Raw genomic sequence first — 22,196 nt, 5'->3', positions numbered from 1 at the left:
AATAGAAACTCTCTTGTTTTTTAGAAAAAATATAGTATACTCATATCAGTGGGATATTTAGGAAACAGGAGGGGAAATATAATGGTAATAAACTCTATGAAATTGTATTTAAAAAGAGAGAATTTGATTCACAATATGGAGTATTTGAGAAGGAGCAAGGGAAAAGAGGTTTTGCCAGTAGTAAAAGCCAATGCATATGGACATGGAGTGGAGGAGATAGTACAGATTCTCTATGATAATGGACAGAGAGAGTTTGCAGTGGCAAGATATGTAGAAGCAGAAAGAATTTTGAAGATGGGACTAAAAGGTCTAAAGATTCTAATTTTTGAAAGTGTAGGAGATCTATCTTTAGTAAAAGATAAAGAGGAGTTAGAGATAAGTGCCAATACATACGAGGAATTAGAAAAGATAATAGATTTTGGAATTGACAGTAAGAGAGTTCAAGTTAAGATTGATTTTGGTTTTGGAAGAAATGGAGTCTTATTGAGAGATCTACAGAAGTTAAAAGAATATATTGAGGAAAAGCAACTTAATTTTAGAGGAATATACTCTCATCTTTTTGCAGTAAATTATGAAGAGGGTTTGGAGTATATTGGTAAATTTCATGAGATATTAAGATATCTTGGAAAAGATAGATTTCAAATGATACATCTTCAAAATAGTGCTGGAGTTTTAAATTTTGATTGTGAAGATGTAACTCACCTAAGAGTTGGAATGTTGATCTATGGATTACAAGAGGTAGGTTTCTATGATGAGAATTTGAAACAGGTCTTTTCACTTGAGGGAAGAGTAGCAGGTGTTAGAGATGTTTCAGAAAATAAGTATATAGCTTATGGAACGAAAGAGGAGTTGGGATTTTTAAATACTAAATATATAGCTAAGATAAAGATAGGTTATGCAGATGGATTTTTAAAGATCAATGAAAAGAGCAATTGTCTTATTAATAATAAGGAGTTTCCTGTTGTAATAGTTTCAATGGACAATACATTTATAGAGGTAGACACAAGTGTAAAAGAGGGAGATAGGGTAGTACTGTATCACGATATAAGTAAAAGTGTTGCTCATAATGGAATGAATATATATGAGATGTTGACTCTATTAAGCCCGAGATTGGAAAGAGAGATAATATAAGTTTTTAAAGTGAAAAAGGAGAGAATGGCAAATAACCCTTCTCTCCTTAATTGTTGAAACAATCTATTTTTTATTAAAAAATTTACAATTTTCATACTCATTTTTTACAGCATTTTTGTAAGTACAAGTACCAGTAATTTTTTTACACTTTATAGATACATAACCATCATAATCTATTCCAATAGAATCTTCACAGTTTAGTACAGGATACTCCTTTAAATAACTCTCTTTTTCAGTTTTACTAATTAAATACTTTTCCAATTTTAACTCCTTATATTATTTTTTAAAAATAGTTCTTCCATCAGCTTGATTGTTGCAAAGTATAGTGATCTCTGCAATATGGACATTCTCAGGAAGATTAACTATATATGCAACAGTTTCAGCAATATTATCTGCAGTAAGTGCCTCTATTCCTTTATAAACACTTTCAGCTCTAGCTTTATCCCCTTTAAATCTAACTAAGCTAAAATCTGTTTCAACTAAACCAGGCTTAACATCAGTAACTTTTATTTTTGTGTCAACTAAGTCAATTCTAAGTCCATCAGATAGAGTTTTGACAGCTGCTTTAGATGCACAATAAACAGCTCCACCAGCATAGGCAGCATCTCCAGCAACAGAGCCTATATTGACAATTGTAGCAGTGGTTCCTCTTTTTATCATATTTGGAACAAGAGCATTAGTAACATTTAGAAGACCGATTACATTGGTATTAAAGACAGTAGAAAAATCTTCTGGAGTATTTAGATATAATTTTTCCAATCCTAAAGCTAGACCAGCATTATTAATAAGAACATCAATATTTTTCCAAGATTCAGGAAGAGAGGACAAACTAGTGAAAACTTCACTAGAATCTCTAACATCTAATTTTAGTGAAAAAACTTTTGTTGAGTATTGAGATTCAATCTCATTTTTTAACTCTTCTAAAAGATTTTCTCTTCTCCCTACAACTATGATATTCATTCCCAGTTTTGCTAGAGCAATAGCACAAGATCTTCCAATTCCACTAGTTGCTCCTGTAATTAATGCTATCTTTCCAATTAATCTACTTTCATTAAACATTTTAAACTCCCCTTTAGCTTTCAATATAAGCTTTTTTTATTTTTTCAGCAGTATCATACATATTGCTATCTAAATCAATTTTTATGCTAAAATCACTAGATATTTCATAAAGTAGTTCTCTTTTTTGATGAAGCTCTTGAATTTTTTCAAACATATTCTCAACATTGAGAAGAGGACGAGATTTATTGTTTTTAACTCTTTCATAAATACATTCAATAGTACAATTAAGATAGACAATAAATGAAGTTTCTTTAAGATTTTTGATATTTTCATTGTCAATGATAACTCCTCCACCAGTTGCAATTACAATATTGTTATTCAATGATTCTTCAAAAACAATATCACGCTCTAATTTTCTAAAGTATTGCTCACCTTTCTCAGCAAAAATCTCAGGAATACTTTTTTTCTCACGAGCAGCAATCATCTTATCAATATCAATAAATTTCATATCCATATATTTAGCAAGTATCTTTCCAATAGTAGTCTTACCACTTCCCATAAAACCTATTAATGCAATATTTTCCTTCATTTATTCCTCCTTGAAATTATTATAACATGTATATTTATCAAATAAAAGTAAGAAATTAATAAAAAGAAATTTTTATATTGATTTTATTTGAAAAATAAAGTATAATTTAAAGGAACTTGTTTTGTTTGTATACTTAAAAAGTTCTTTTTTAATGTAAAATACAATTTTTAGGAGGAGAAATGCTGAGAGAAAAAAAAGAAAATAAAGGATTTGTAAATAGATTTCTTGATTTTATTGAGGTGGGCGGAAACAAGCTACCACACCCAGTTACACTATTTTTTCTATTTTGTGTAGCAATTATATTAATTTCTGGAATTGCTCAAAAAATGGGAGTTTCAGTAACTTATGAGGTTTTGAATAAGGCTACAAAAACTTTTGAAGAAACAACTGTAGAAGTGAGATCACTTATGACAGAAGATGGAGTTCGTTACATATTTAATTCTATGATTAGTAACTTTACAGGATTTGCACCATTAGGAACTGTTTTAGTTGGAATTATAGGAATAGGTGTGTGTGAAGGTAGTGGGCTTATGTCAGCTCTTATTAAAAAGATAGTAATGTCAACACATCATAAAGCTATAACAGCTGTAGTTGTTTTTGCTGGTGTAATGTCAAATATCGCTTCTGATGCTGGATATGTTGTACTTGTTCCACTGGGGGCAGTAATATTTTTATCATTTGGAAGACATCCATTAGCAGGACTTGCAGCAGCTTTTGCTGGAGTATCGGGAGGATTTTCAGCCAATTTACTACTGGGAACAACAGATCCACTATTGGGAGGAATAACAACAGAGGCAGCAAGATTATTACAACATGGATATTTTGTTGATGCAACAGCAAACTACTACTTTATGTTTGTTTCGACTTTCTTAATTACAATTTTAGGAACATTTGTTACTGAAAAAATAATAGAGCCAAGATTAGGTGAGTATCATGGAGAAGCTGAGATAGATATGACAAGTATTTCAGAAAGTGAGAAAAAAGGATTAAAAGGTGCTCTAATAACAATGATAATCTTTGTTGTAGTGATGGCTTTCTGTATAGTTCCAGAAAATGGAGTGTTTAGAGAGAATGGATCTCTAAAGGCTTGGACATCAACAGGACTAATAACATCAATGATGCTATTTTTCCTACTTCCTGGAATAGTTTATGGTTATATAGCAAAAACAATAAAAAATGATAAAGATGTAGCAAAATTAATATCAGATTCACTAGCAAGTATGGGTGGATATATGGCAATAGTATTTACAGCTTCACAATTTATAGCTTATTTTGGATATACTAACTTAGGGACTGTAATAGCTGTAAAAGGAGCTGCAACTTTAAAAGTGATAGGATTTACAGGGTTACCACTAATTGTCTGCTTTATAATTTTAACAGGATTTATAAATCTATTTATGGGATCAGCTTCAGCTAAATGGGCTATTATGGCACCTATATTCGTACCTATGTTAATGCAATTAGGTTATACACCTGAATTTACACAGTTAGCATATAGAATAGGAGATTCAACAACTAATATTATATCTCCATTGATGTCTTATTTTGCAATGGCAGTTGCATTTATGCAAAAGTATAAAAAAGATGGTGGAATGGGAACACTTATCTCTTTAATGCTACCATACTCAATTTGTTTTATGATAGGTTGGATAATATTAATGGTAATTTGGTTCTGGTTGGGATTACCAATAGGTCCAAATGTACACATTCATATGTAAGAGATATATAATAAAAAATTAAATTAAGAAAAGGGAAGAACTACTATAATAGCATTAGCTGTTATGAGAAGCTTTTCCCTTTCTTTAATTATTCTATTTTTATAGTTTTAAGTGAGATTAATTATTGGTATCATTTAAGGCTAACTCTTTTAATTTTACATAATCCACTTTTCCAGTACCAAGGAGAGGAAGTTTATCTAAGTAAACAATTTTTTTAGGAATCCATAATTCGCTATAATCATTTTGTTTAAAATATTCAAATAGAGCTTTCACTTCAAGATCTTTTTTCTCGGTGAAAAGAATTAACTGTTCCCCTTTTTTAATATCTGGAATTGAGACAATTGCTGTTGGAAAATCCTTAACATAGGTATTTAAAATCTCCTCTATAGCAGTTAATGAGATCATTTCACCAGCAATTTTAGCAAATCTTTTAGCTCTTCCAAGAATGGAGATAAATCCATTTTCATCTATCTCCACAATATCTCCAGTGTCATACCAACCATCTTCAGGGGCTAGAATCTCACCATCTTTAAGATAACCGAGCATTATATTTTTTCCTTTTATCCAAAGTTTACCACCATTATCAATACCTTCCACTTTTTCAAGCTTATATTGAATATCTGGAAGAAGTCTACCTACACTTCCTTTTTTCTGGTGCATAGGAGTGTTAACAGAGATAACTGGACTGGCTTCAGTTACACCATAACCTTCTAAAAGTCTAACACCAAATTTTTCCATCCATAAATAATAAGTTGAATCCTTTAGTTTTTCAGCTCCTACAATGGCATATTTTATATTATAAAAGTCATAAGGATTAGCTTTTTTAGCATAACCATTGAAGAAAGTATCAGTTCCACAGAGAATTGTGGCATTGGAGTCATAGACTAATTCTGGGATAATCTTGTAGTGCACAGGTGAAGGATAGAAGAAAACCTTAAGTCCTGAAAGAATAGGTAGTACAGTTCCAACTCCTAAACCAAATGAATGGAACATAGGTAGTGCATTAAAGATAATATCCTGACCTGTAAATGAAAAAAGTGACGATAGCTGAAAACGATTTGCTTGTAAGTTTTCATGACTCAAAAGTACAGCCTTAGGCATTCCCTCTGAACCTGATGTAAAAAGTATAGTACAAGGATCAGTTGCAGAGGTTTTTGGATATTTTTTCAAAATATATTTAAAAAATCCATTGAGCTTTGTAGTGAGAGTTATCCTATTTTGAAAATCTTCAAGATAGATAACATTGGTTCCATTCTTCTCAATTCCATTGATTAAATCTCCCATCTGTAGTAATTCAACCATCTTTTTAGATGTCAATACAGTGGATATATTAGCAGTTTTTATACAGGATAAAATCTGATTTTTTCCTTGAGTGAAATTTATCATCGCTGGAATCTTTTCTATACCCTGTAAGCTGAAAAATACAACAGCATTTGCAATGGAATTGGGCAAAATAACTCCTATATTTTTTTCTGGGAAGTTTTTAGAGATAGCTTCTCCTAAAACATAGGATTTTAAGAGGAATTTTTTATAATTAATAGGTTGTCTTGCTATATCCTCTCCAATTATATGATCATATCCATGTAATTTAGCAGCTTTTAAAAGAGATTTAAAGAGATTATTCTCTAAAGGTGAAGATTTATACAGCATATTTGTCATTATACTATATAGTTGATTGCTAATTTTTTTTCTTTTAATAGCTCCCTTTTCATCTTGAGATAAGGTGATTTTTGTTGGCTCAAGAATAGATATTTTTATTCTTGGGAACATTCTAGTTTTAAATTTATTTTTTAGGTATGAGAATTTAGAGTACTGTGCTCCATCTATTCTCACAGGCAAAATATTGGCATGTGCATTGACAGCAACAACTCCAGCTCCTTCATAAACTTTCATCAAAGACCCTGTAACAGTGATACGTCCCTCTGGGAAGATAATACACTTTTGATTCCTTTTAAGTTCAGTAATAAGTTGTTTTAGAGCCATAGGATTAGTGGGATCAATAGGATATAGTTTGACTACAGAGTTAAATATCCTTACCCACCATTTTTTAGCAATATTGGTATTGATTGCAAAAATTATTTTTTCAGGCATAAAAGCAGCTACCAATAATCCATCTAGTAATGATGTGTGATTGGCTATTAACAATACCCTCTTTCCAGCTTTTTCATAATTTTCTAGCCCAGTTACCTCTATTTTAAAGATTATAGATAGTAAACTTTGAGCTAGAGAACGTGGTAGAGCATCAGGAATAATAGTCAGAATATATATAGCTACACAGATACTAATGATTGAAAGAATCAAAAATATAGAGTCAAGTTGTAGACCGAATTTAAATAATCCACCAACTATTCCAGATAAAAGTACAATACCAAAAGCATTTAAAATATTATTTCCAGCTATTATAGTAGCTAAATATTTTTTAGGAGCTTTATTCTGTAAAAATGCATTTAGAGGTACTATATACATACCTCCAAAGAAAGCCATAAAAAATAGGATAATAGCAATCTCAATACCAGATGCTGATTTAAAAAATGGCACTGTATGAGTTATATTTTCATTGGGAATAAAATTCTTAGAGAATAAATATAAAAAATATGTTGTAATACTCATTCCAAAGGCACTAATAGGTACAAATGTAGGATGTACAGCTCCTCTCATTATTTTGTTGCAGGTAAAGGTTCCCACAGCCATTCCCAGAGAGAAAATCAGCATAAAAACAGCCACTGTATTTCTAGAAAGTCCTAAAATATTACTTGCCAAAGGATAAAGTTGTGTTAGAATAACACCTCCCAATGCAAAAAACCAAGATATACCTAAAATAGTGATATATATACTTCTAATCTCTGAAATCTTTTTAAATGTAACTTTTAAATCTTTAAATATATTAAAGTTTAATTTTAGATCTGGTCGTGGGGCTGGAGCTAAGGGGATGTACCAACTAGCAACTGCTCCAATAAATGAAGATAGTAAAAGTATACTGGCAATAAGTAGAGGTGAGTCTAATTTTGTACCAAGTATAGTACCAATGAGTATGGAAAAATAAGTTGCTCCATCAATAATGGCATTTCCTGTGATCAGTTCATTCTCCTCTAGATGTTGAGGGATCAATGAATATTTAACTGGTCCAAAAAAAGATGACTGAATACTCATTAAAAAAAGAATTAAAATTAAAAAGTAATAGAGTTTAAAATATATTAAAACTGTGGCAATAGACATTAAAATAAACTCTATAATTTTAAGATACTTAGCAATTTTACTTCTATCATATTTATCTGCAACTTGTCCAGCAGTAGCAGAGACAAGAAAGAAAGGCAGAATAAAGAGAATAGAGATAAAGTTTAAAAACAATCCCTCCTGCTTATTATTAAATGAAAGATTGTATGTGATAAAAGCTAGAATAGATGTTTTTAAAAGATTATCATCAAATGCCCCAAGTAATTGGGATATGAATAATGGTAAAAAACGTTTATTTTTTATTAACATAAATTCCTCCAAAATTAAAATCCTGATTGATTATAGATATGATAACACAATTTTATAAAAAAATAAAGTTTGCTATTTATAGTAAAAATACACTTGTAATATATAAAATTTATAGTTGTTATTAACAATTTAAATTGACATTAACAGTTAAAAAAGGATAAAATCATTGACAATATTCACAAAATATATTATTATATTAAAAATGATTAAATCAGAAAATATTGTGATGAAATTAAGAAGGGATTAATAAATTATTATAGGAGGAGAAATGTTAAAAGGAGTTTTAAAATTAGTAATTATTCTGGTGTTGGGAGTAATTATGATAGGATGTACGAATACAGAGGGTGGAACTTACGCAAGAATGAATGAGGCATACAACAGAAAAAACAATACTGAAAATAGATCTTTAATATTAGATACATTTATAGCAACAACACTATATAATCATCCAGAGATCATTCCAAGCTTTGGAAAGAGTAAGACACATAGTAGAACAAAAACAGATATAAACAGCATGTCAAATACAGTATCAAATACTAATGTATCAAACTTTGGAACAGGAAGTGTTACAACAAGTGAGAGTAGAACAACTACACATACAAGATCGAAAAGTAAAACAAAATCAGTTACTACTGGTTTTGGAATATCACCTAATTTAGATTTTTACACAAAATAAAAGAAAAATGATCCTATGTTAATAGGATCATTTTTTTCAATTAGAATGGGAACTCGTCATCATCTTCGTAAGGTATCTCTTCTACCTCTTTTACAGCTGGTTTTGCTGGAGCTGAAGAGTACTCAGGCTCATATCCTCCCATAGAATCATTTGAACCTTTAGACTCTAAAAATTCAACAGTTTCAACTAAAACATCATAAGATGTTCTCTTTTCTCCATTCATCTCAAATCTATTCATTTGAAGTCTTCCATTGACACCAACTTTTCTACCTTTTCTAAGATATTCACCAATAAGTTCAGCAGTTTTTCCAAAAGCAACACAGTTGATAAAATCAGCTTCTCCTTTAGAGAAAGGTCTATCTACTGCTAAAGAAAATCTTGAGTATGCTTTACCACTCTGTCCAAATTTTAACTCTGGGTCTCTTGTTAATCTTCCAACTAGAACAACAACATTCATATTGTTACCTCCTGTTAATTTCTATCTCTAATTAATTATAACACAAAAATAATATTAAGTCACATTATTTATTTTTTATTTTCCAGAAAAATATTAAAGCAAAAAAATGGTATTTATGATATAATAATACAGTAAAATGAAGAGAATAGGGAGGGAAAAATGAAGAAAAAAGCTGTACTTTTAGATGTAAGTGCAATAATGTATAGAGCATATTTTGCCAATATGAATTTTCGAACTAAGACAGAACCTACAGGAGCTATATATGGATTTATAAATACTTTAATGAGTATAATAAAAGAGTTTGCCCCTGATTATATAGGAGCTGCTTTTGACGTGAAAAGAGCCTCTCTAAAAAGAAGTGAGTTATATAGTGATTATAAAGCACAAAGAGAAGCTGCCCCTGAAGATTTAATACTTCAAATACCAAGAATAGAGGAGTTACTAGATTGTTACAATATCTCAAGATTCAAAATTGATGGGTATGAAGCTGATGATGTTTTAGGAACTCTTGCAAAGAATCTTTCAGCTCAAGGGGTAGAGGTTTATGTGGTGACTGGAGATAAGGACCTGTCACAGATAATAGATTCAAATATAAATGTAGCATTACTTGGTAAAGGAGAGGGAGGAGAGAGATTTAAAATAATAAGAGATGATGAAGATGTCATCAATTATTTAGGTGTACCTTCTCATAAGATTCCAGATCTTTTTGGATTGATAGGAGATTCCAGTGATGGTATTCCTGGAGTTAGAAAAATTGGACCTAAAAAAGCTATACCAATGTTGGAAAAGTATGGAGATTTAGAGGGAATATATGAAAATATAGATTCTCTTACTGAAATTCCAGGAATAGGGAAAGCATTGATAGCTAATTTAAAAGAGGATAGAGATATAGCTTTTATGAGTAGAGAGTTGGCAATAATATGCCAAGATGTTCCTTTGGAGTTTAACTTAGAGAGTTTAACTTATGGAATAGATAATGAAAAGTTATATGAACTTTTTAAAGTTTTAGAGTTTAAAGCTCTGATCAAAAAGATGGGACTTGAAAGTACAGAGGATAGTGTAGAAGAGAGTAGTGAAAAGATTCAGAGAGTATCTCAAGAGAGAAATTTCAAACTATTGGAAAATAAAGAAGATTTTAAGAGTTTTAAATCAGAGATGAAAGAGAAAAATCTTATCTCTATCTACTACACAGAGAATGGAGTAGCAATGAGTTCATATGATGGAGATTATTACTACCCTTTAAAAAATGACAGTGTTTTAGGTGAGAATATATCTTTATTTACAGAGTTTGTACCGAAGAGTGATAACTCTCTTAAAATAGAGGATATCAATGAGTTTTTTAATAGTTTCAATGGAGAAGTTATAACTTATAACTTAAAAAATCTTTTAAATAATGGGATTAAGATTGATAAGTGTGAGATGGATTTAATGCTAGCTTACCACTTGATTAGCTCACAAACAAAAGAGAGCATAGATATACCTATAGAGCAGTTAACAGGTGTACAATTGGATAACTATGTGGAAAAGTTTGGAAAAGAAAAGCCAGAAAATCTAGCTAAGGAAGAGCTTGGAAAATATCTATGTCAAAGAACTATGGGGTTATTAGAGTGTTATGACTCTTTAAAAGAGGAATTGGAATCAAAAAATTTAATGGGAATATTAAAAGAGGTAGAGATGCCATTGATTTCAATACTTTCAGCTATGGAAATAAAGGGGATAAAAATAGATCCAGATTATTTCTCAAAATATGGTGAGGAGTTAGCCTTAGCTATAGAAAAATTACAAAAAGAGATCTATAGAGAGGCTGATGAGGAGTTTAATATCAATTCACCAAAGCAGTTAGGAGAGATACTTTTCTTCAAATTGAATCTTCCACCTGTAAAGAAAACAAAAACAGGACTTTCTACAGATGAAGAGGTTTTGGAAAAGTTAAAAGCTGATGGGGCAAGTATAGCCAAATATATATTGGAATATAGAAAGCTAACAAAATTAAAAAATACCTATGTAGATGCAATTCCAAAATTGAGAGATAAAGATGATAGAATACACACTACTTTCAATCAAATTGGAACAACAACAGGTAGACTTTCATCTTCAGATCCAAATTTACAAAATATTCCTGTAAAAAGTGATGAGGGAATAAAGATTAGACAGGGGTTTGTAGCTGGAAAAGATAGTGTTTTAATGGGAATAGATTATTCACAGATAGAGTTAAGAGTATTGGCACAGATGTGTAAAGATGAGAATTTGAGATCTGCTTATCAAAATAATATGGACTTACACAGTTTAACAGCTAGAAGAATATTTGAATTGGGTGATGATGAGGAAGTTTCAAGAGAGCAGAGAACCATAGCTAAGACTATAAACTTTAGCATAATATATGGAAAGACAGCTTTTGGATTGGCCAAAGAATTGGGAATAAATCAAAAGGAAGCTGGGGAGTATATAGATAGATACTTTAATCAATATCCTAAGGTAAAGGAGTTTGAAAGAGGGATAATAGAGTTTACAGAGAAAAATGGCTATACTGAAACATATTTTGGAAGAAGAAGAATAATCGAAGGAATTAACTCTAAAAATAAAAATATAAGAAACCAAGCTGAAAGAATGGCAGTTAATAGTGTAATTCAAGGAACTGCTGCTGAGATAATAAAAAAAGTTATGATTGAATTATATAGATACTTAAAAGATAAAGAGGGAATATCACTACTTTTACAAGTTCATGACGAATTGATATTTGAAATTGAAAAAGATAAGGTTGAGACTTATAGAGAAGAGATCGAGAGAATAATGAGAACAACAGTAAAATTTGATAGTGTTCCATTGGAGATAAATACTAATATTGGAGTAAATTGGGCTGAAACAAAGTAGTAAGATAGGAGGAGAGATGTCTTACACCTATAATGTAAAACAAGAGATACTAGAGAATGAATTAGTGACAGAGATTGAGAAAAAGGCTGAACTTTCTGCTATATTTTTTAGTAAAAATGCCTTTCATAAAGATAAGATAGAGTTGAGATTAGAAAATTTGTCACTTGCAAAAAGAGTTTATAAATTCATAAAAGAGGTAACAGATTTAAGAATAGAGATTAAATACTCTATTTCAAAGAGATTAGGAGAGCATAATGTATATATAATACTTATTCCTAAGCAGAGAGGATATAGAGATTTTACTGAAACAATGAGAAGTTTTAGTGAAAAATTGATTTTGGCAAGTGAGGAGATACTTAAGGGGTTTATAAGGGGGATATTTCTCTCTTGCGGTTATATAAAAGATCCACAGAAGGAGTATGCTCTAGATTTTTTTATGGATGATGAGGAGACTGCAGATAAGTTTTATAATATACTTTTTTCTAAAAAGAAAAAGGTATTTAAAACTTTAAAAAGAAACAAACCTTTAGTCTATATAAGAAACTCAGAGGATATTATGGATATAATGGTTATGATAGGTTCTATTCAATCTTTCTTTAAATATGAAGAGACTACAATGATAAAAGACTTAAAAAATAAGACTATAAGAGAGATGAACTGGGAAGTAGCCAATGAAACTAAGACTTTAAATACTGGGAATAACCAGATAAAAATGATAAAACTTATAGATAAGGAGATGGGGCTAAACTCTCTTAGCCCTGTTTTGGAAGAGATTGCATATGTGAGATTAAAAAATCCAGAGAGCTCTCTTCAAGAGATAGCTGAAATGATAGGGATTTCAAAATCTGGAGTTAGAAATAGATTTAGGAGAATAGAGGAAATTTACAATAATCTAAAAAATGAAGAGATTGAGGAATAAGTATGAGCAAAATAAAAATAGTAAAAAATATACTAGAATTAAAGGAAAAATTGGAAAATAGCTATGTGGCAATAGGAACTTTTGATGGTGTACACTATGGACATCAACAACTTATAAAAATGGCAATAGATAGAGCTAAGAAAAATGGAGGACAAGCAGTAGTTTTTACATTTTCTAGCCACCCAATGGAGCTTATAAATAGCAAAAAAGCTCCTAAAAATATAAATACTATTGATGAAAAAGTGTATATATTAGAAGATATGGGAGTGAATTGTATAGTTTTACAGGAGTTTTCAAAGGAGTTTGCAGACTTAAAAGCTGAAGAGTTTGTGGATATATTAAAGGAAAAAGTGGGGAGTAAGGAGATCTTTGTAGGATTTAACTTCTCTTTTGGTGAGGGTGGAAAATCCAACACTAAAGATTTGATAAGATTGGGAGAGGAAAGAGGTATAGTTGTCAATGAGATCCCAGCAATATATCTAGATGAACAGCTTGTAAGCTCCACATTTCTTAGAAAAGAGGTGGAACATAGAGATATATCAGAGGTTAACAGATATTTAGGACATAGCTTCTTAATATTAGGTGAGGTAGTGCACGGTAAGAAAATAGCTAGAGAGTTGGGATTTCCGACAGCTAATGTTAAGATGGCAAAGAGAGTTTATCCTAAAAATGGGATATATGGAGCAAGAGTTAAGATAGAGGGTGAGGATTTTTATAGATATGGTGTTGTAAATATCGGTGTAAATCCTACATTAAAACCTGGAGAGAAAAGTGTTGAAGTGAATATTTTAGATTTTGATGAGTTTATATATGGAAAAATAATAGCTGTGGAACTTTTAGAGTACTTGAGAGAAGAGAAGAAGTTTGATTCAATTGAAGAGTTAAAAAGAGTCATTGGTAATGATGTAAAAGTTTGGACTGAAAAGATAAGAGAGAGAAAATGGATATAGTATTAAAAATAGATAATTTTGAGGGACCATTAGATTTACTTTTACATTTAATAGATAAGAAAAAACTAAAAATCTCAGAGATAAAAATTTCACAAATTATAGATGAATATTTAGGAATATTAAAAAATGCCCAAGAGGAGAATTTACATATAAAAGTTGAATTCTTAGTAACAGCTTCGGAGTTGTTAGAGATAAAGGCTTCAACTCTATTATCTATAAATGAAGAGGAAAATAAAGAGAAAGAGTTAAAAAGAAGATTAGAAGACTATAAACTATTTAAAGAGATAGCTGTCAAAATGGGAGAGATGGAAAATGAGTACAACATATCGTATACTAGAGGTGAAAGTAGAAAGATAATAAAAAAAGCTCCTAAAGAGTATGATATCTCAAAACTACAGGCAAGTGATCTGTACTCTGCCTATAAGAGGTATTTTGAAAAACAAGAGAGTGAGTATTTAGAGTTGGAGTTGGAGAAAAAATACACTCTAAAAGATGAGATGGATAAATTATACTTGAAACTTTACTCACAGAATAGAACCTTTGATTCGATTTTTTCTGAAGCAGAGGGAAAGATGCATTTAGTATATATATTTTTATCACTCTTAGAACTGTACAAAGAGGGAAAAGTTTTGATTGAGGGAGAAATGGTAATAAGAATAAAAGGGTAGAAAGGAGTTTTATGTTTAGAAGTGGACTTCTAGTTATGATAATCACAATGGTAAGTAGAGTTTTAGGCTTGGTAAGAGCTGGAATAATAGCTTACTATTTTGGAGCATCAGCAATGACAGATGCTTTTTTTAGTGCGTTCAAAATTAGTAATTTTTTTAGACAACTTTTGGGAGAGGGAGCTTTGGGAAGTTCCTTTATTCCACTGTATAATGAGAAAGTTGAAAGTGAAGGAGAGGAGAGAAGCAAACAGTTTATCTTCTCAGTAATAAATCTTTTATTTGTGTTCAGTACAATAATAACTATATTGATGATAGTATTTTCAGATCAGATAATTTTGGGAATAGTGAGTGGTTTTCCAGATGAAACTAAGATAATAGCTTCCAAACTTCTGAAAATAATGTCAATTTACTTTATTTTTATAAGTTTGTCAGGAATGATATGTGCAATATTGAATAACTTTAAACAGTTTGCTATTCCAGCATCCACATCTATCTTTTTCAATTTAGCAATTATTTTAGCATCTATGTATTTTGGAAAAACCTATGGAATAGATGCTCTAGCATATGGAGTTGTAGTAGGTGGACTATTGCAGTTTTTAGTTGTATTGCCATCTTTTTTTAAGATTGTTAGAGGTTACTCATTAAAGATAGATTGGAAAGATCCATATTTAAAGAAAATTTTTATAATGATCTGTCCAATGTTGGTTGGGATTGTAGCTAGACAGGTAAATACAATAGTGGACCAGATGTTTGCCTCATACTTAGCAGAGGGGGGAGTATCTGCTTTAGAAAATGCTACTAGATTATACCTATTACCTGTTGGTGTCTTCGGTGTTTCAATTTCAACAGTAATATTTCCAGCACTATCTAAGGCTATGTCAAAGAATAATTTGAAAGAGGCTACAGACAATATAGTTAAGGGATTGAATATACTGTTATTTTTGATTATTCCTTCAACAGCTGTACTTACTTTCTACGCTCCAGAGGTGATTAGGTTAACTCTTTCATATGGAAAATTTGGAGAAGAGGCTGTGAGAGTAACATCTCAAGCATTGATCTATTACTCTATAGGATTGTATTTCTATACAGCTATTTATCTGATGACAAGAGCTTTTTATAGTGTGAAAAATAGTACCTATCCAGTAAAGTTTTCAATAATTTCCATAGTTATAAATATAGTTTTAAATTTCTTGTTGATAGATATAATGGAATACAGAGGACTAGCACTATCAACTTCAATAGCTTCAGCTGTTAACTTTCTACTTCTTGTCACTGTATTTAGAAAAAAATATATCAATTTTAGTTTAAAAAAATCCTATGTATTTTTCTTAAAAACTTTGGTAGTAACTGCAATTTCATTATTATGTAGTTACAAAATAGATAATACAATCTTGAAACTACTAGTTTTCTCAGGTGTATATATGCTATTTTGGGCAAAAAGTTTATTAAAAAATAAATTGGAAGTGTTTTAATGGAAAAACAGTATAATTATAAAGTGTATACTCCTAACGAGATAGCTAAAGAAATGGTAAAAAAGGGGTTAAACCTATATTTTGAAAATGGAAAAACTTTAGAAAAATTGATGGAAATTAAAATATGTGATCTCTCTTGTGGAAGTGGGAATTTAATTATTCCTGCTTTAGAAGAGTTGATACTCATATCTAAAGAGATGACAGGTAGATATATTTATAATGAAAATTGGATAACAGGTTATGATATCAATGAAGAAGCTATAAAAGTTGCTAACCTCAAGATAAAAGAACTATTAAAAGATTATTCATTAGACGGTGAGGTCAAACTAAAAGTTCAAAATGGATTATTTGTAGAGGAAAAATTTAATGTAATTTTGGGAAATCCTCCCTACTTAGGAGAAAAGAATAATAAAGAGGTTTTTCAGAATATAAAAAATACAGAATTTGGAAAAAAATATTATGAAGGCAAAATGGATTTTTTCTACTTTTTTATAGAGAGAGCAGTAGAAAATCTTGAAGAGAATGGTGTTTTAATATATCTAACAACTAACTACTGGCTTAAGGCAGATAGTGGAAAAAAATTGAGAGAAGCTCTAAAAATAAATGGAAATTTTAAAGATATAGTTTTTTATGATAACTCTCTTTTTTCAAAGGCTAAAGGACAACACAATATTATTTTTACTTGGAGAAGAGAGAATTTAGAACAGGGTAAAGTTGATATAATACTACCAGAAAAGAGATTTTCCATAGAGAGTAGAGATATTTATGATGAAAATTCAAAAATAATCTTGGCAGATAGAGAGAGTAGAGAGTACAATGAAAGAGTAAAAAGAGTATCCAATTTTACATTGGGGGATATAGTAAATATAAACCAAGGGATAGTATCTGGATTTGATAAAGCCTTTGTTTTTGATGAGTTCAATGATGAGTTTAAAGAGAATTTAAAACCATTTTATAAAAATAAAGATGTTGGAATGTACAAAAATAATAAAAATAGTTTTTGGATTCTTTATCTAGATAGAAAAAGTAATCTAGATAACAAATTGGAAAATTATTTGAAAATATATTATGATAAACTTTCTCAGAGAAGAGAGGTACAGGAAAATCAAATAAAGTGGTGGCAACTTCAATGGGCTAGAGATGAAGAGATATTTTTAAAACCTAAGATTCTAGTGAGACAAAGATGTAAAACTAATCAATTTTCATATGATGAAGGTGAGTTTTATGGAAGTGCTGATATCTACTTTATAACAGCTAAAGATGAGAGTATAAACTTGTTTTATATCTTGGGATATATGAATTCAAGCTCTTTTTTAAAGTGGTTTAAATACAATGGAAAGACCAAAGGAAAAAACTATGAGTTTTATTCAACACCACTGAAGGAGACACCTATATATTATCCACAGGAGAGTGCTGAGATAGAGTATATAGAAAAACTTGTAAAAGAGCAGATAAAGAGTTACAAGAGTGAGATACAAGAGGAGATAGATAATTATTTTATAAAGATATTTGAATAATAAGAGAGGTGAATTAGAAGATGAATGATTCATCAAACAGAAAGAAAAAAGTAGGATTGCCACCAGGAAGTATAATTTATACAGGAGAAAATCCACAACATAGAATAAATATAGATGTAATGGCATATAACGACAGTGTCATTAAGAGAGAACTTTTTGATGAAAGAAGTGATTTGAGTAATTTAAAAGTAGATTTTAAGGGAATAACTTGGATAAATATAGATGGAATTCACGATATACCTCTTATAAAAAAGATTGGAAAACTATTTGAGTTGGATAACTTGGTAATGGAAGACCTAGTTAATAGTACACAGAGGGCAAAAGTAGAGGAGAGAGATGAGTATCTTTTCATAGTTATGAAGATGTTAAAGCTTAATCTAATATCTAAAGATATAAGTTATGAACAGGTTTCTTTCATAGTTGGTGAAGATTATCTTATCACTTTCCAAGAAACACCTGGAGATGTATTTGACTCTATTAGAGCAAGGATAGAAGCTCCAAACTCAAGAATGAGAAAGAGAAGTGTTGGTTATCTGACATATGCTATATTAGATACAATAGTTGACAACTATTTTATGATACTTGATGAAGTTGAGATAGAGATAGATAGATTGGAATCAAAAGTAATTAATGACTCTGAAAGAGAGGATTTACAAGCAATCATAACATTGAAACAGAAGGTAACTACATTGAAGAGAACGATTGGACCGATAAGAGAGTTGATTACAAGATTGCAAACAAACAGTGTAGCTGAATATTTAAATGAGGATATGAAGATATATCTGACTGACCTATCTGACCATGGTATAATAGTTCACGACACATTGGATATTTTAAACAGTAGAGTAACGGAGCTAATTCAATTATATCATTCAACTATTAGTAATGGAATGAATGAGATTATGCAAATTCTAGCAATTATATCTACAATATTTATGCCTTTGAGTTTCTTGGCAAGTCTATATGGAATGAACTTTGAATATATGCCAGAATTACAGAGTAGATATGGATATTTTATAGTTTTAGCTGTAATGTTAATATTAGTTTTAGCAATGTTAGCATACTTTAAAAAGAAAAAATGGTTATAGATCAATAAAATTAAAGGAAAAAAGTTGGAGAGACTTTTTTCCTTTTTTAGTGAGAATTTATAATAGTTTTTAGATTTTTTTATATATTTCAAAAAAACTTTCAGCTTTTTTAGAGTATTTAATGGCAATTGTAATAGGACCATCTTCAAAGAATAGTTGTTCTCCCTCTTTAGCAAAGTATAGTACCTTTAGAAATTTTGTAGAGGAAACATTGGTATTTAAAACTTCTAGATTGACCATCTGTGTGAGTTTTTTATATAGAAAATTTTGAAACTTTAGAGGATTGAGGCAGGAAGCATAGAAACTATCAATTTTTTCATACTGACTTAACTTAGATTTATTCTCAATAAAGATTTTTAACTCATCTTCAATACTACTCTCTTTATTATGATTTTTTAAAATATATTGTATTGAAGACTTTAACTCTTTAAAATCAATATAATTAAGAGAGTTATAGAGAAGATCATAGCACATCTTAAAATCTTTAATATGAGTAGCCAATATAGACATCAGTTCATTAGTCTCTTCAAGTTTAGCTTTAGATCTTTTAGTATTTATAAAAAATTCAATAGCAATTACCTTATTATTTTTAAACTCTCCACTCTTTATCTTATTGTACTCCAATAGATAGTTTGTTTTTAGATCAATCTCTTTCTTTAATTTTTTAAGGATATTTAATTCAAAATCATAAAAACGTTCATACTCCTTCAAACCCAATATTTTTTTTAACTCCTCCAATGGTATAACAATATTTTTTTCATTTTCAGTATTGATTACAAAATTATAGTAAAAGTATTTGGAGAAACTCTCTTCAAATTTTAAAATATATTTTAAGTCCAATACTCTTAAACTGTTTTGTTCAAGAATAGCTTCTTTAAATATTTTAGTTAGATTAAACTCAATATGGTTATCTTTTAAAGAGAAGGATTCGATAGGCATAAATACTCCAGCTTCCTCTTTGAATGAGTATGAAAATCCCTTCTTTATAAATCTCTCTAAAAATAGGAAATGGCTACCTTTTAGTTCAGGAATATTAAGTTCATCAAAAGTATAGAGTAGATTTTTATTTTTTAAAAGATCATCAATAATTAAATTTATAATAAAATATTCAGACTTTATATATTTAGGTATAATTTCAAAATTAATATTCATAGCTCTCTCCAAAAAAATTAAATTTTTTTTATATATTTTTTATTAAATTAGACGAAAATTAGAAAAAAATATTTTCAATATCTAATTAATAATACTATATTTACAGTGTAAAAGCAAGTAAAAAAGTTAAAATCAACGAAAACAAAACTAAAAATATTAAAATTTGACACATTTACAAAAAAATGTAATAATAGGTTGTGAAGAAACAAATAATATTTTTAGGAGGAAGTTTATATGGATAAAGTTATGTATTTTTTAGAGAAATACTTGCTACCAATAGCAGAAAAGTTAGGACAGAGTAAATATTTAAATGTGTTAAGAGATTCATTTATGTTATCATTTCCTTTGACAATATTTGGATCAATATTTATAGTAATTGCGAACTTACCATTTTTAAACTTATTAATGAGTGATGATAAACTTGCAATTTTAAAGGGAGCATTAGCACCAGCAGCAGAGAGTAGTATGTTAATGATGACAGTCTTTGTAGTAATGGGTATTGGATATTATTTGACATCATCTTACAATATAGAGGGAATATTTGGATCAGCAATTGGAGTTTCAGCTTTCTTTTTAGTTACTCCACTACAAAATGGAGGAATCTCATTAGATAGATTGGGAGCTAAAGGGATGTTCGTAGGTATGTTAGTAGGATTTGCTTCAGCAGAGATATATAGAAGAGCTGTACAAAAAGGTTGGACAATAAAGATGCCAGATAGTGTTCCACCAGCAGTAGCAAAATCATTCTCAGCTTTAGTTCCAGGATTTGTGACATTGGCAGTATTCTTAATAGTTAGAATAATATTCTCATTAACACCATTTGAAAATATACATGACTTTATATTTGTAGTAATTCAAACTCCAATGGTTAAGTTAGGTGGAGGATTAATAGCAACAGTAATTGCAATAATTTTAATACAATTACTTTGGTTCTTTGGATTACATGGACAGACAATAGTTAACTCAGTACTAGACCCTGTTTGGAATACATTATCACTACAAAACCTTGAGGCATATCAAGCAGGAAAAGAGTTACCAAACATTATAACTAAGCAATTTATAGAGACATATACAGTTGGATTAGGTGGAACAGGAATGACAATCGCAGTTGTATTTGCACTATTATTTGTTGTAAAGAGTAGACAATTGAAGGAATTAGGTAAATTAGCAGGACCTTCAGCAATATTTAACGTAAATGAACCAATTACATTTGGATTACCTATAGTAATGAATCCACTAGTATTTGTACCTTGGTTATTAGCTCCAATAGTTGTTGTGATATTCACATATATAATGATGGCAGTTGGATTAGCACCAATACCAACAGGAGTAATAGTTCCTTGGACAGTACCAGTATTCTTTAGTGGAGTATTAGCAACAAACTCAGTTATGGGTGGAGTGTTACAAATTGTAAACTGTTTTATAGTATTTATTATCTGGTTACCATTCTTAAAGGTATTAGATAGAAAAGCTTTAGAGATGGAAGCAAAACCACAAGAGGAAGATTTAGATTTAGAATTATAATTTAAAGTTAATGGAGGAGTACAGAGATGAAAAGAATTTTATTGTGTTGTTCTGCAGGGATGTCAACAAGTTTAATGGTAAATAAGATGAGAAAAGTGGCTGAAGAGCATAATGTTCCAGTGGAGATAAATGCTACAGGAATAGATAGATTTGAAGTTGAGATACAAAATTATGATGTAGTTTTATTAGGACCACAAGTTAAGTTCAAATTAAATGACTTTCAAAAAATAGCAGATCAATATGGAAAGAAAATAGCTGTAATTGATACTAAAGATTATGGAACAATGGATGGTAAAAAAGTTTTATCACAAGCTATAAAATTAATAAAAGAGAGTAACTAAGTGATAGAGTAGGTTATGAGCTATACCTTCAATGGAGGTATAGCTTTTTTATTTATAAATCCTAGTTTATAAGATTTAATTAATATTTTTTATAAAAATAATTTGACAAACAAAATAAAAGAGAGTATAATTAATTCAACAAGATAATACAAGGAGGAATAGGATGAAAACAGCAATTTTCTTTGGAAGTACAACAGGAACAACTGAAATGGTAGCAGGAAAAGTAGGAGAATTATTAGGAGCAGAGGTTTTTCCAGCTAGTGAGATTGATAAAGTTGAAGAATTTGAATTTGTTATTTTTGCAACATCTACTTGGGGAATGGGAGATCTACAAGATGAGTGGTTTGATGCTTTAGATAAATTAAAAACTAAAAATTTAACAGGTAAAAAAGTAGCACTTATCGGAGTAGGAGACCAAGAGGGATTTGGAGATACATTCGTAGATGGAATAGGAACTATTTATGAAGAGATAAAAGATATGGGAATTAATTTAGTAGGAAAAACATCAACTGATGGATATTCTTTTGGTGGTTCAAAAGCAGTAGTAGATGATGAGTTTGTAGGTCTTGTAATAGATGATAACAATCAGAGCGATCTAACAGATGAGAGAATAAATGCTTGGGTTGAGAAGGTAAAATAAA

The 22,196-nt window shown here is 30.0% G+C and carries 19 protein-coding genes; 13 read left to right on the top strand and 6 right to left on the bottom strand.

Going from position 1 to position 22,196, the window contains the following annotated elements; all coding sequences use genetic code 11:
- The first annotated feature begins 81 nt into the window (after positions 1–81).
- Positions 82–1,131, top strand: coding sequence for an alanine racemase (gene alr / locus ABNK64_RS02255; RefSeq protein WP_349763337.1), 1,050 nt, complete (start codon positions 82–84; stop codon positions 1,129–1,131).
- 63 nt (positions 1,132–1,194) lie between these two features.
- Here the strand turns inward: alr and ABNK64_RS02250 are convergent, their stop codons facing one another.
- From ABNK64_RS02250 to ABNK64_RS02240, 3 genes are read right to left on the bottom strand one after another with little or no spacing between them, the layout of a single operon-like run.
- Positions 1,195–1,392, bottom strand: coding sequence for a hypothetical protein (locus ABNK64_RS02250; protein ID WP_349763336.1), 198 nt, complete (start codon positions 1,390–1,392; stop codon positions 1,195–1,197).
- A gap of 15 nt (positions 1,393–1,407) precedes the next feature.
- Entirely contained in the window at positions 1,408–2,190 is a 783-nt protein-coding gene (locus ABNK64_RS02245) for an SDR family NAD(P)-dependent oxidoreductase (RefSeq protein ID WP_291256057.1), read from the bottom strand.
- A 13-nt stretch (positions 2,191–2,203) separates the two neighbouring features.
- Positions 2,204–2,719, bottom strand: coding sequence for a shikimate kinase (locus ABNK64_RS02240; protein ID WP_291256058.1), 516 nt, complete (start codon positions 2,717–2,719; stop codon positions 2,204–2,206).
- A 179-nt stretch (positions 2,720–2,898) separates the two neighbouring features.
- Between ABNK64_RS02240 and ABNK64_RS02235 the strand changes: the two genes are divergently transcribed.
- A complete protein-coding gene (locus tag ABNK64_RS02235) occupies positions 2,899–4,437 on the top strand; it encodes an AbgT family transporter (protein WP_300341053.1) in 1,539 nt (512 codons plus the stop codon).
- A gap of 117 nt (positions 4,438–4,554) precedes the next feature.
- On the opposite strand, the gene ABNK64_RS02230 is transcribed toward ABNK64_RS02235, so the two are convergent.
- Complete coding sequence (locus ABNK64_RS02230; RefSeq protein ID WP_349763335.1) at positions 4,555–7,920, bottom strand: acyl-[ACP]--phospholipid O-acyltransferase; 3,366 nt, start codon at positions 7,918–7,920, stop codon at positions 4,555–4,557.
- Positions 7,921–8,188: 268 nt separating this feature from the next.
- Between ABNK64_RS02230 and ABNK64_RS02225 the strand changes: the two genes are divergently transcribed.
- A complete protein-coding gene (locus ABNK64_RS02225) occupies positions 8,189–8,596 on the top strand; it encodes a hypothetical protein (RefSeq protein ID WP_349763334.1) in 408 nt (135 codons plus the stop codon).
- A 40-nt stretch (positions 8,597–8,636) separates the two neighbouring features.
- Here ABNK64_RS02225 and ABNK64_RS02220 read toward each other — a convergent pair whose 3' ends face one another.
- Positions 8,637–9,053: a single-stranded DNA-binding protein gene (locus ABNK64_RS02220; protein WP_291256062.1), complete on the bottom strand. Its 417-nt coding sequence runs from the start codon at positions 9,051–9,053 to the stop codon at positions 8,637–8,639.
- A gap of 159 nt (positions 9,054–9,212) precedes the next feature.
- Between ABNK64_RS02220 and polA the strand changes: the two genes are divergently transcribed.
- From polA to corA, 7 genes are read left to right on the top strand one after another with little or no spacing between them, the layout of a single operon-like run.
- Positions 9,213–11,924: a DNA polymerase I gene (polA, locus tag ABNK64_RS02215; protein ID WP_349763333.1), complete on the top strand. Its 2,712-nt coding sequence runs from the start codon at positions 9,213–9,215 to the stop codon at positions 11,922–11,924.
- Between the two features lie 16 nt (positions 11,925–11,940).
- On the top strand, positions 11,941–12,843 hold the full coding sequence (whiA, locus tag ABNK64_RS02210; RefSeq protein WP_291256064.1) for a DNA-binding protein WhiA: 903 nt from the start codon (positions 11,941–11,943) through the stop codon (positions 12,841–12,843).
- Positions 12,844–12,845: 2 nt separating this feature from the next.
- Positions 12,846–13,793 carry a bifunctional riboflavin kinase/FAD synthetase gene (locus tag ABNK64_RS02205; protein WP_300341042.1) on the top strand — a complete coding sequence of 316 codons (948 nt, stop codon included), beginning with the start codon at positions 12,846–12,848 and terminating at the stop codon, positions 13,791–13,793.
- The gene (locus ABNK64_RS02200) at positions 13,784–14,461 is read left to right on the top strand and encodes a segregation and condensation protein A (protein ID WP_291256066.1); all 678 of its coding nucleotides are present in this window, start codon (positions 13,784–13,786) and stop codon (positions 14,459–14,461) included. The genes ABNK64_RS02205 and ABNK64_RS02200 overlap by 10 nt, the downstream gene beginning before the upstream one ends.
- Positions 14,462–14,472: 11 nt before the next feature.
- Positions 14,473–15,933 (top strand): murein biosynthesis integral membrane protein MurJ, encoded by a 1,461-nt coding sequence (gene murJ / locus ABNK64_RS02195; protein ID WP_291256067.1) that lies wholly within the window; start codon positions 14,473–14,475, stop codon positions 15,931–15,933.
- Positions 15,933–17,450, top strand: coding sequence for an Eco57I restriction-modification methylase domain-containing protein (locus ABNK64_RS02190; RefSeq protein ID WP_349763332.1), 1,518 nt, complete (start codon positions 15,933–15,935; stop codon positions 17,448–17,450). The genes murJ and ABNK64_RS02190 overlap by 1 nt, the downstream gene beginning before the upstream one ends.
- Positions 17,451–17,470: 20 nt before the next feature.
- Complete coding sequence (gene corA / locus ABNK64_RS02185) at positions 17,471–18,538, top strand: magnesium/cobalt transporter CorA (protein ID WP_291256069.1); 1,068 nt, start codon at positions 17,471–17,473, stop codon at positions 18,536–18,538.
- 69 nt (positions 18,539–18,607) lie between these two features.
- Here corA and ABNK64_RS02180 read toward each other — a convergent pair whose 3' ends face one another.
- Positions 18,608–19,690 carry a replication initiation protein gene (locus ABNK64_RS02180; protein ID WP_349763331.1) on the bottom strand — a complete coding sequence of 361 codons (1,083 nt, stop codon included), beginning with the start codon at positions 19,688–19,690 and terminating at the stop codon, positions 18,608–18,610.
- Between the two features lie 234 nt (positions 19,691–19,924).
- On the opposite strand from ABNK64_RS02180, the gene celB reads away from it, so the two are divergent.
- The 3 genes from celB to ABNK64_RS02165 all read left to right on the top strand — a co-directional run bounded on the left by celB (position 19,925) and on the right by ABNK64_RS02165 (position 22,195).
- Positions 19,925–21,214 carry a PTS cellobiose transporter subunit IIC gene (gene celB / locus ABNK64_RS02175; protein ID WP_300390115.1) on the top strand — a complete coding sequence of 430 codons (1,290 nt, stop codon included), beginning with the start codon at positions 19,925–19,927 and terminating at the stop codon, positions 21,212–21,214.
- Positions 21,215–21,240: 26 nt separating this feature from the next.
- The gene (locus ABNK64_RS02170; RefSeq protein ID WP_349763330.1) at positions 21,241–21,555 is read left to right on the top strand and encodes a PTS sugar transporter subunit IIB; all 315 of its coding nucleotides are present in this window, start codon (positions 21,241–21,243) and stop codon (positions 21,553–21,555) included.
- A 163-nt stretch (positions 21,556–21,718) separates the two neighbouring features.
- Positions 21,719–22,195 carry a flavodoxin gene (locus ABNK64_RS02165; protein WP_291256073.1) on the top strand — a complete coding sequence of 159 codons (477 nt, stop codon included), beginning with the start codon at positions 21,719–21,721 and terminating at the stop codon, positions 22,193–22,195.
- Position 22,196: the final 1 nt, after the last annotated feature.

This window comes from Fusobacterium sp. SYSU M8D902 (assembly GCF_040199715.1).
Taxonomy (GTDB): Bacteria; Fusobacteriota; Fusobacteriia; order Fusobacteriales; family Fusobacteriaceae; genus Fusobacterium_A.
Note: the sequence above shows the minus strand (reverse complement) of the source record. Positions and strands in the feature narration are given on the sequence as shown.

Coding starts and splice junctions, on each gene's coding strand:
- ABNK64_RS02205 (WP_300341042.1), top strand. CDS start 12,846: ATGAGCAAAATAAAAATAGTAAAAAATATACTAGAATTAAAGGAAAAA.
- ABNK64_RS02180 (WP_349763331.1), bottom strand. CDS start 19,690: ATGAATATTAATTTTGAAATTATACCTAAATATATAAAGTCTGAATAT.
- ABNK64_RS02200 (WP_291256066.1), top strand. CDS start 13,784: ATGGATATAGTATTAAAAATAGATAATTTTGAGGGACCATTAGATTTA.
- corA (WP_291256069.1), top strand. CDS start 17,471: ATGAATGATTCATCAAACAGAAAGAAAAAAGTAGGATTGCCACCAGGA.
- ABNK64_RS02235 (WP_300341053.1), top strand. CDS start 2,899: ATGCTGAGAGAAAAAAAAGAAAATAAAGGATTTGTAAATAGATTTCTT.
- murJ (WP_291256067.1), top strand. CDS start 14,473: ATGTTTAGAAGTGGACTTCTAGTTATGATAATCACAATGGTAAGTAGA.
- ABNK64_RS02240 (WP_291256058.1), bottom strand. CDS start 2,719: ATGAAGGAAAATATTGCATTAATAGGTTTTATGGGAAGTGGTAAGACT.
- alr (WP_349763337.1), top strand. CDS start 82: ATGGTAATAAACTCTATGAAATTGTATTTAAAAAGAGAGAATTTGATT.
- whiA (WP_291256064.1), top strand. CDS start 11,941: ATGTCTTACACCTATAATGTAAAACAAGAGATACTAGAGAATGAATTA.
- ABNK64_RS02190 (WP_349763332.1), top strand. CDS start 15,933: ATGGAAAAACAGTATAATTATAAAGTGTATACTCCTAACGAGATAGCT.
- ABNK64_RS02220 (WP_291256062.1), bottom strand. CDS start 9,053: ATGAATGTTGTTGTTCTAGTTGGAAGATTAACAAGAGACCCAGAGTTA.
- celB (WP_300390115.1), top strand. CDS start 19,925: ATGGATAAAGTTATGTATTTTTTAGAGAAATACTTGCTACCAATAGCA.
- ABNK64_RS02230 (WP_349763335.1), bottom strand. CDS start 7,920: ATGTTAATAAAAAATAAACGTTTTTTACCATTATTCATATCCCAATTA.
- ABNK64_RS02245 (WP_291256057.1), bottom strand. CDS start 2,190: ATGTTTAATGAAAGTAGATTAATTGGAAAGATAGCATTAATTACAGGA.
- ABNK64_RS02225 (WP_349763334.1), top strand. CDS start 8,189: ATGTTAAAAGGAGTTTTAAAATTAGTAATTATTCTGGTGTTGGGAGTA.
- ABNK64_RS02165 (WP_291256073.1), top strand. CDS start 21,719: ATGAAAACAGCAATTTTCTTTGGAAGTACAACAGGAACAACTGAAATG.
- polA (WP_349763333.1), top strand. CDS start 9,213: ATGAAGAAAAAAGCTGTACTTTTAGATGTAAGTGCAATAATGTATAGA.
- ABNK64_RS02170 (WP_349763330.1), top strand. CDS start 21,241: ATGAAAAGAATTTTATTGTGTTGTTCTGCAGGGATGTCAACAAGTTTA.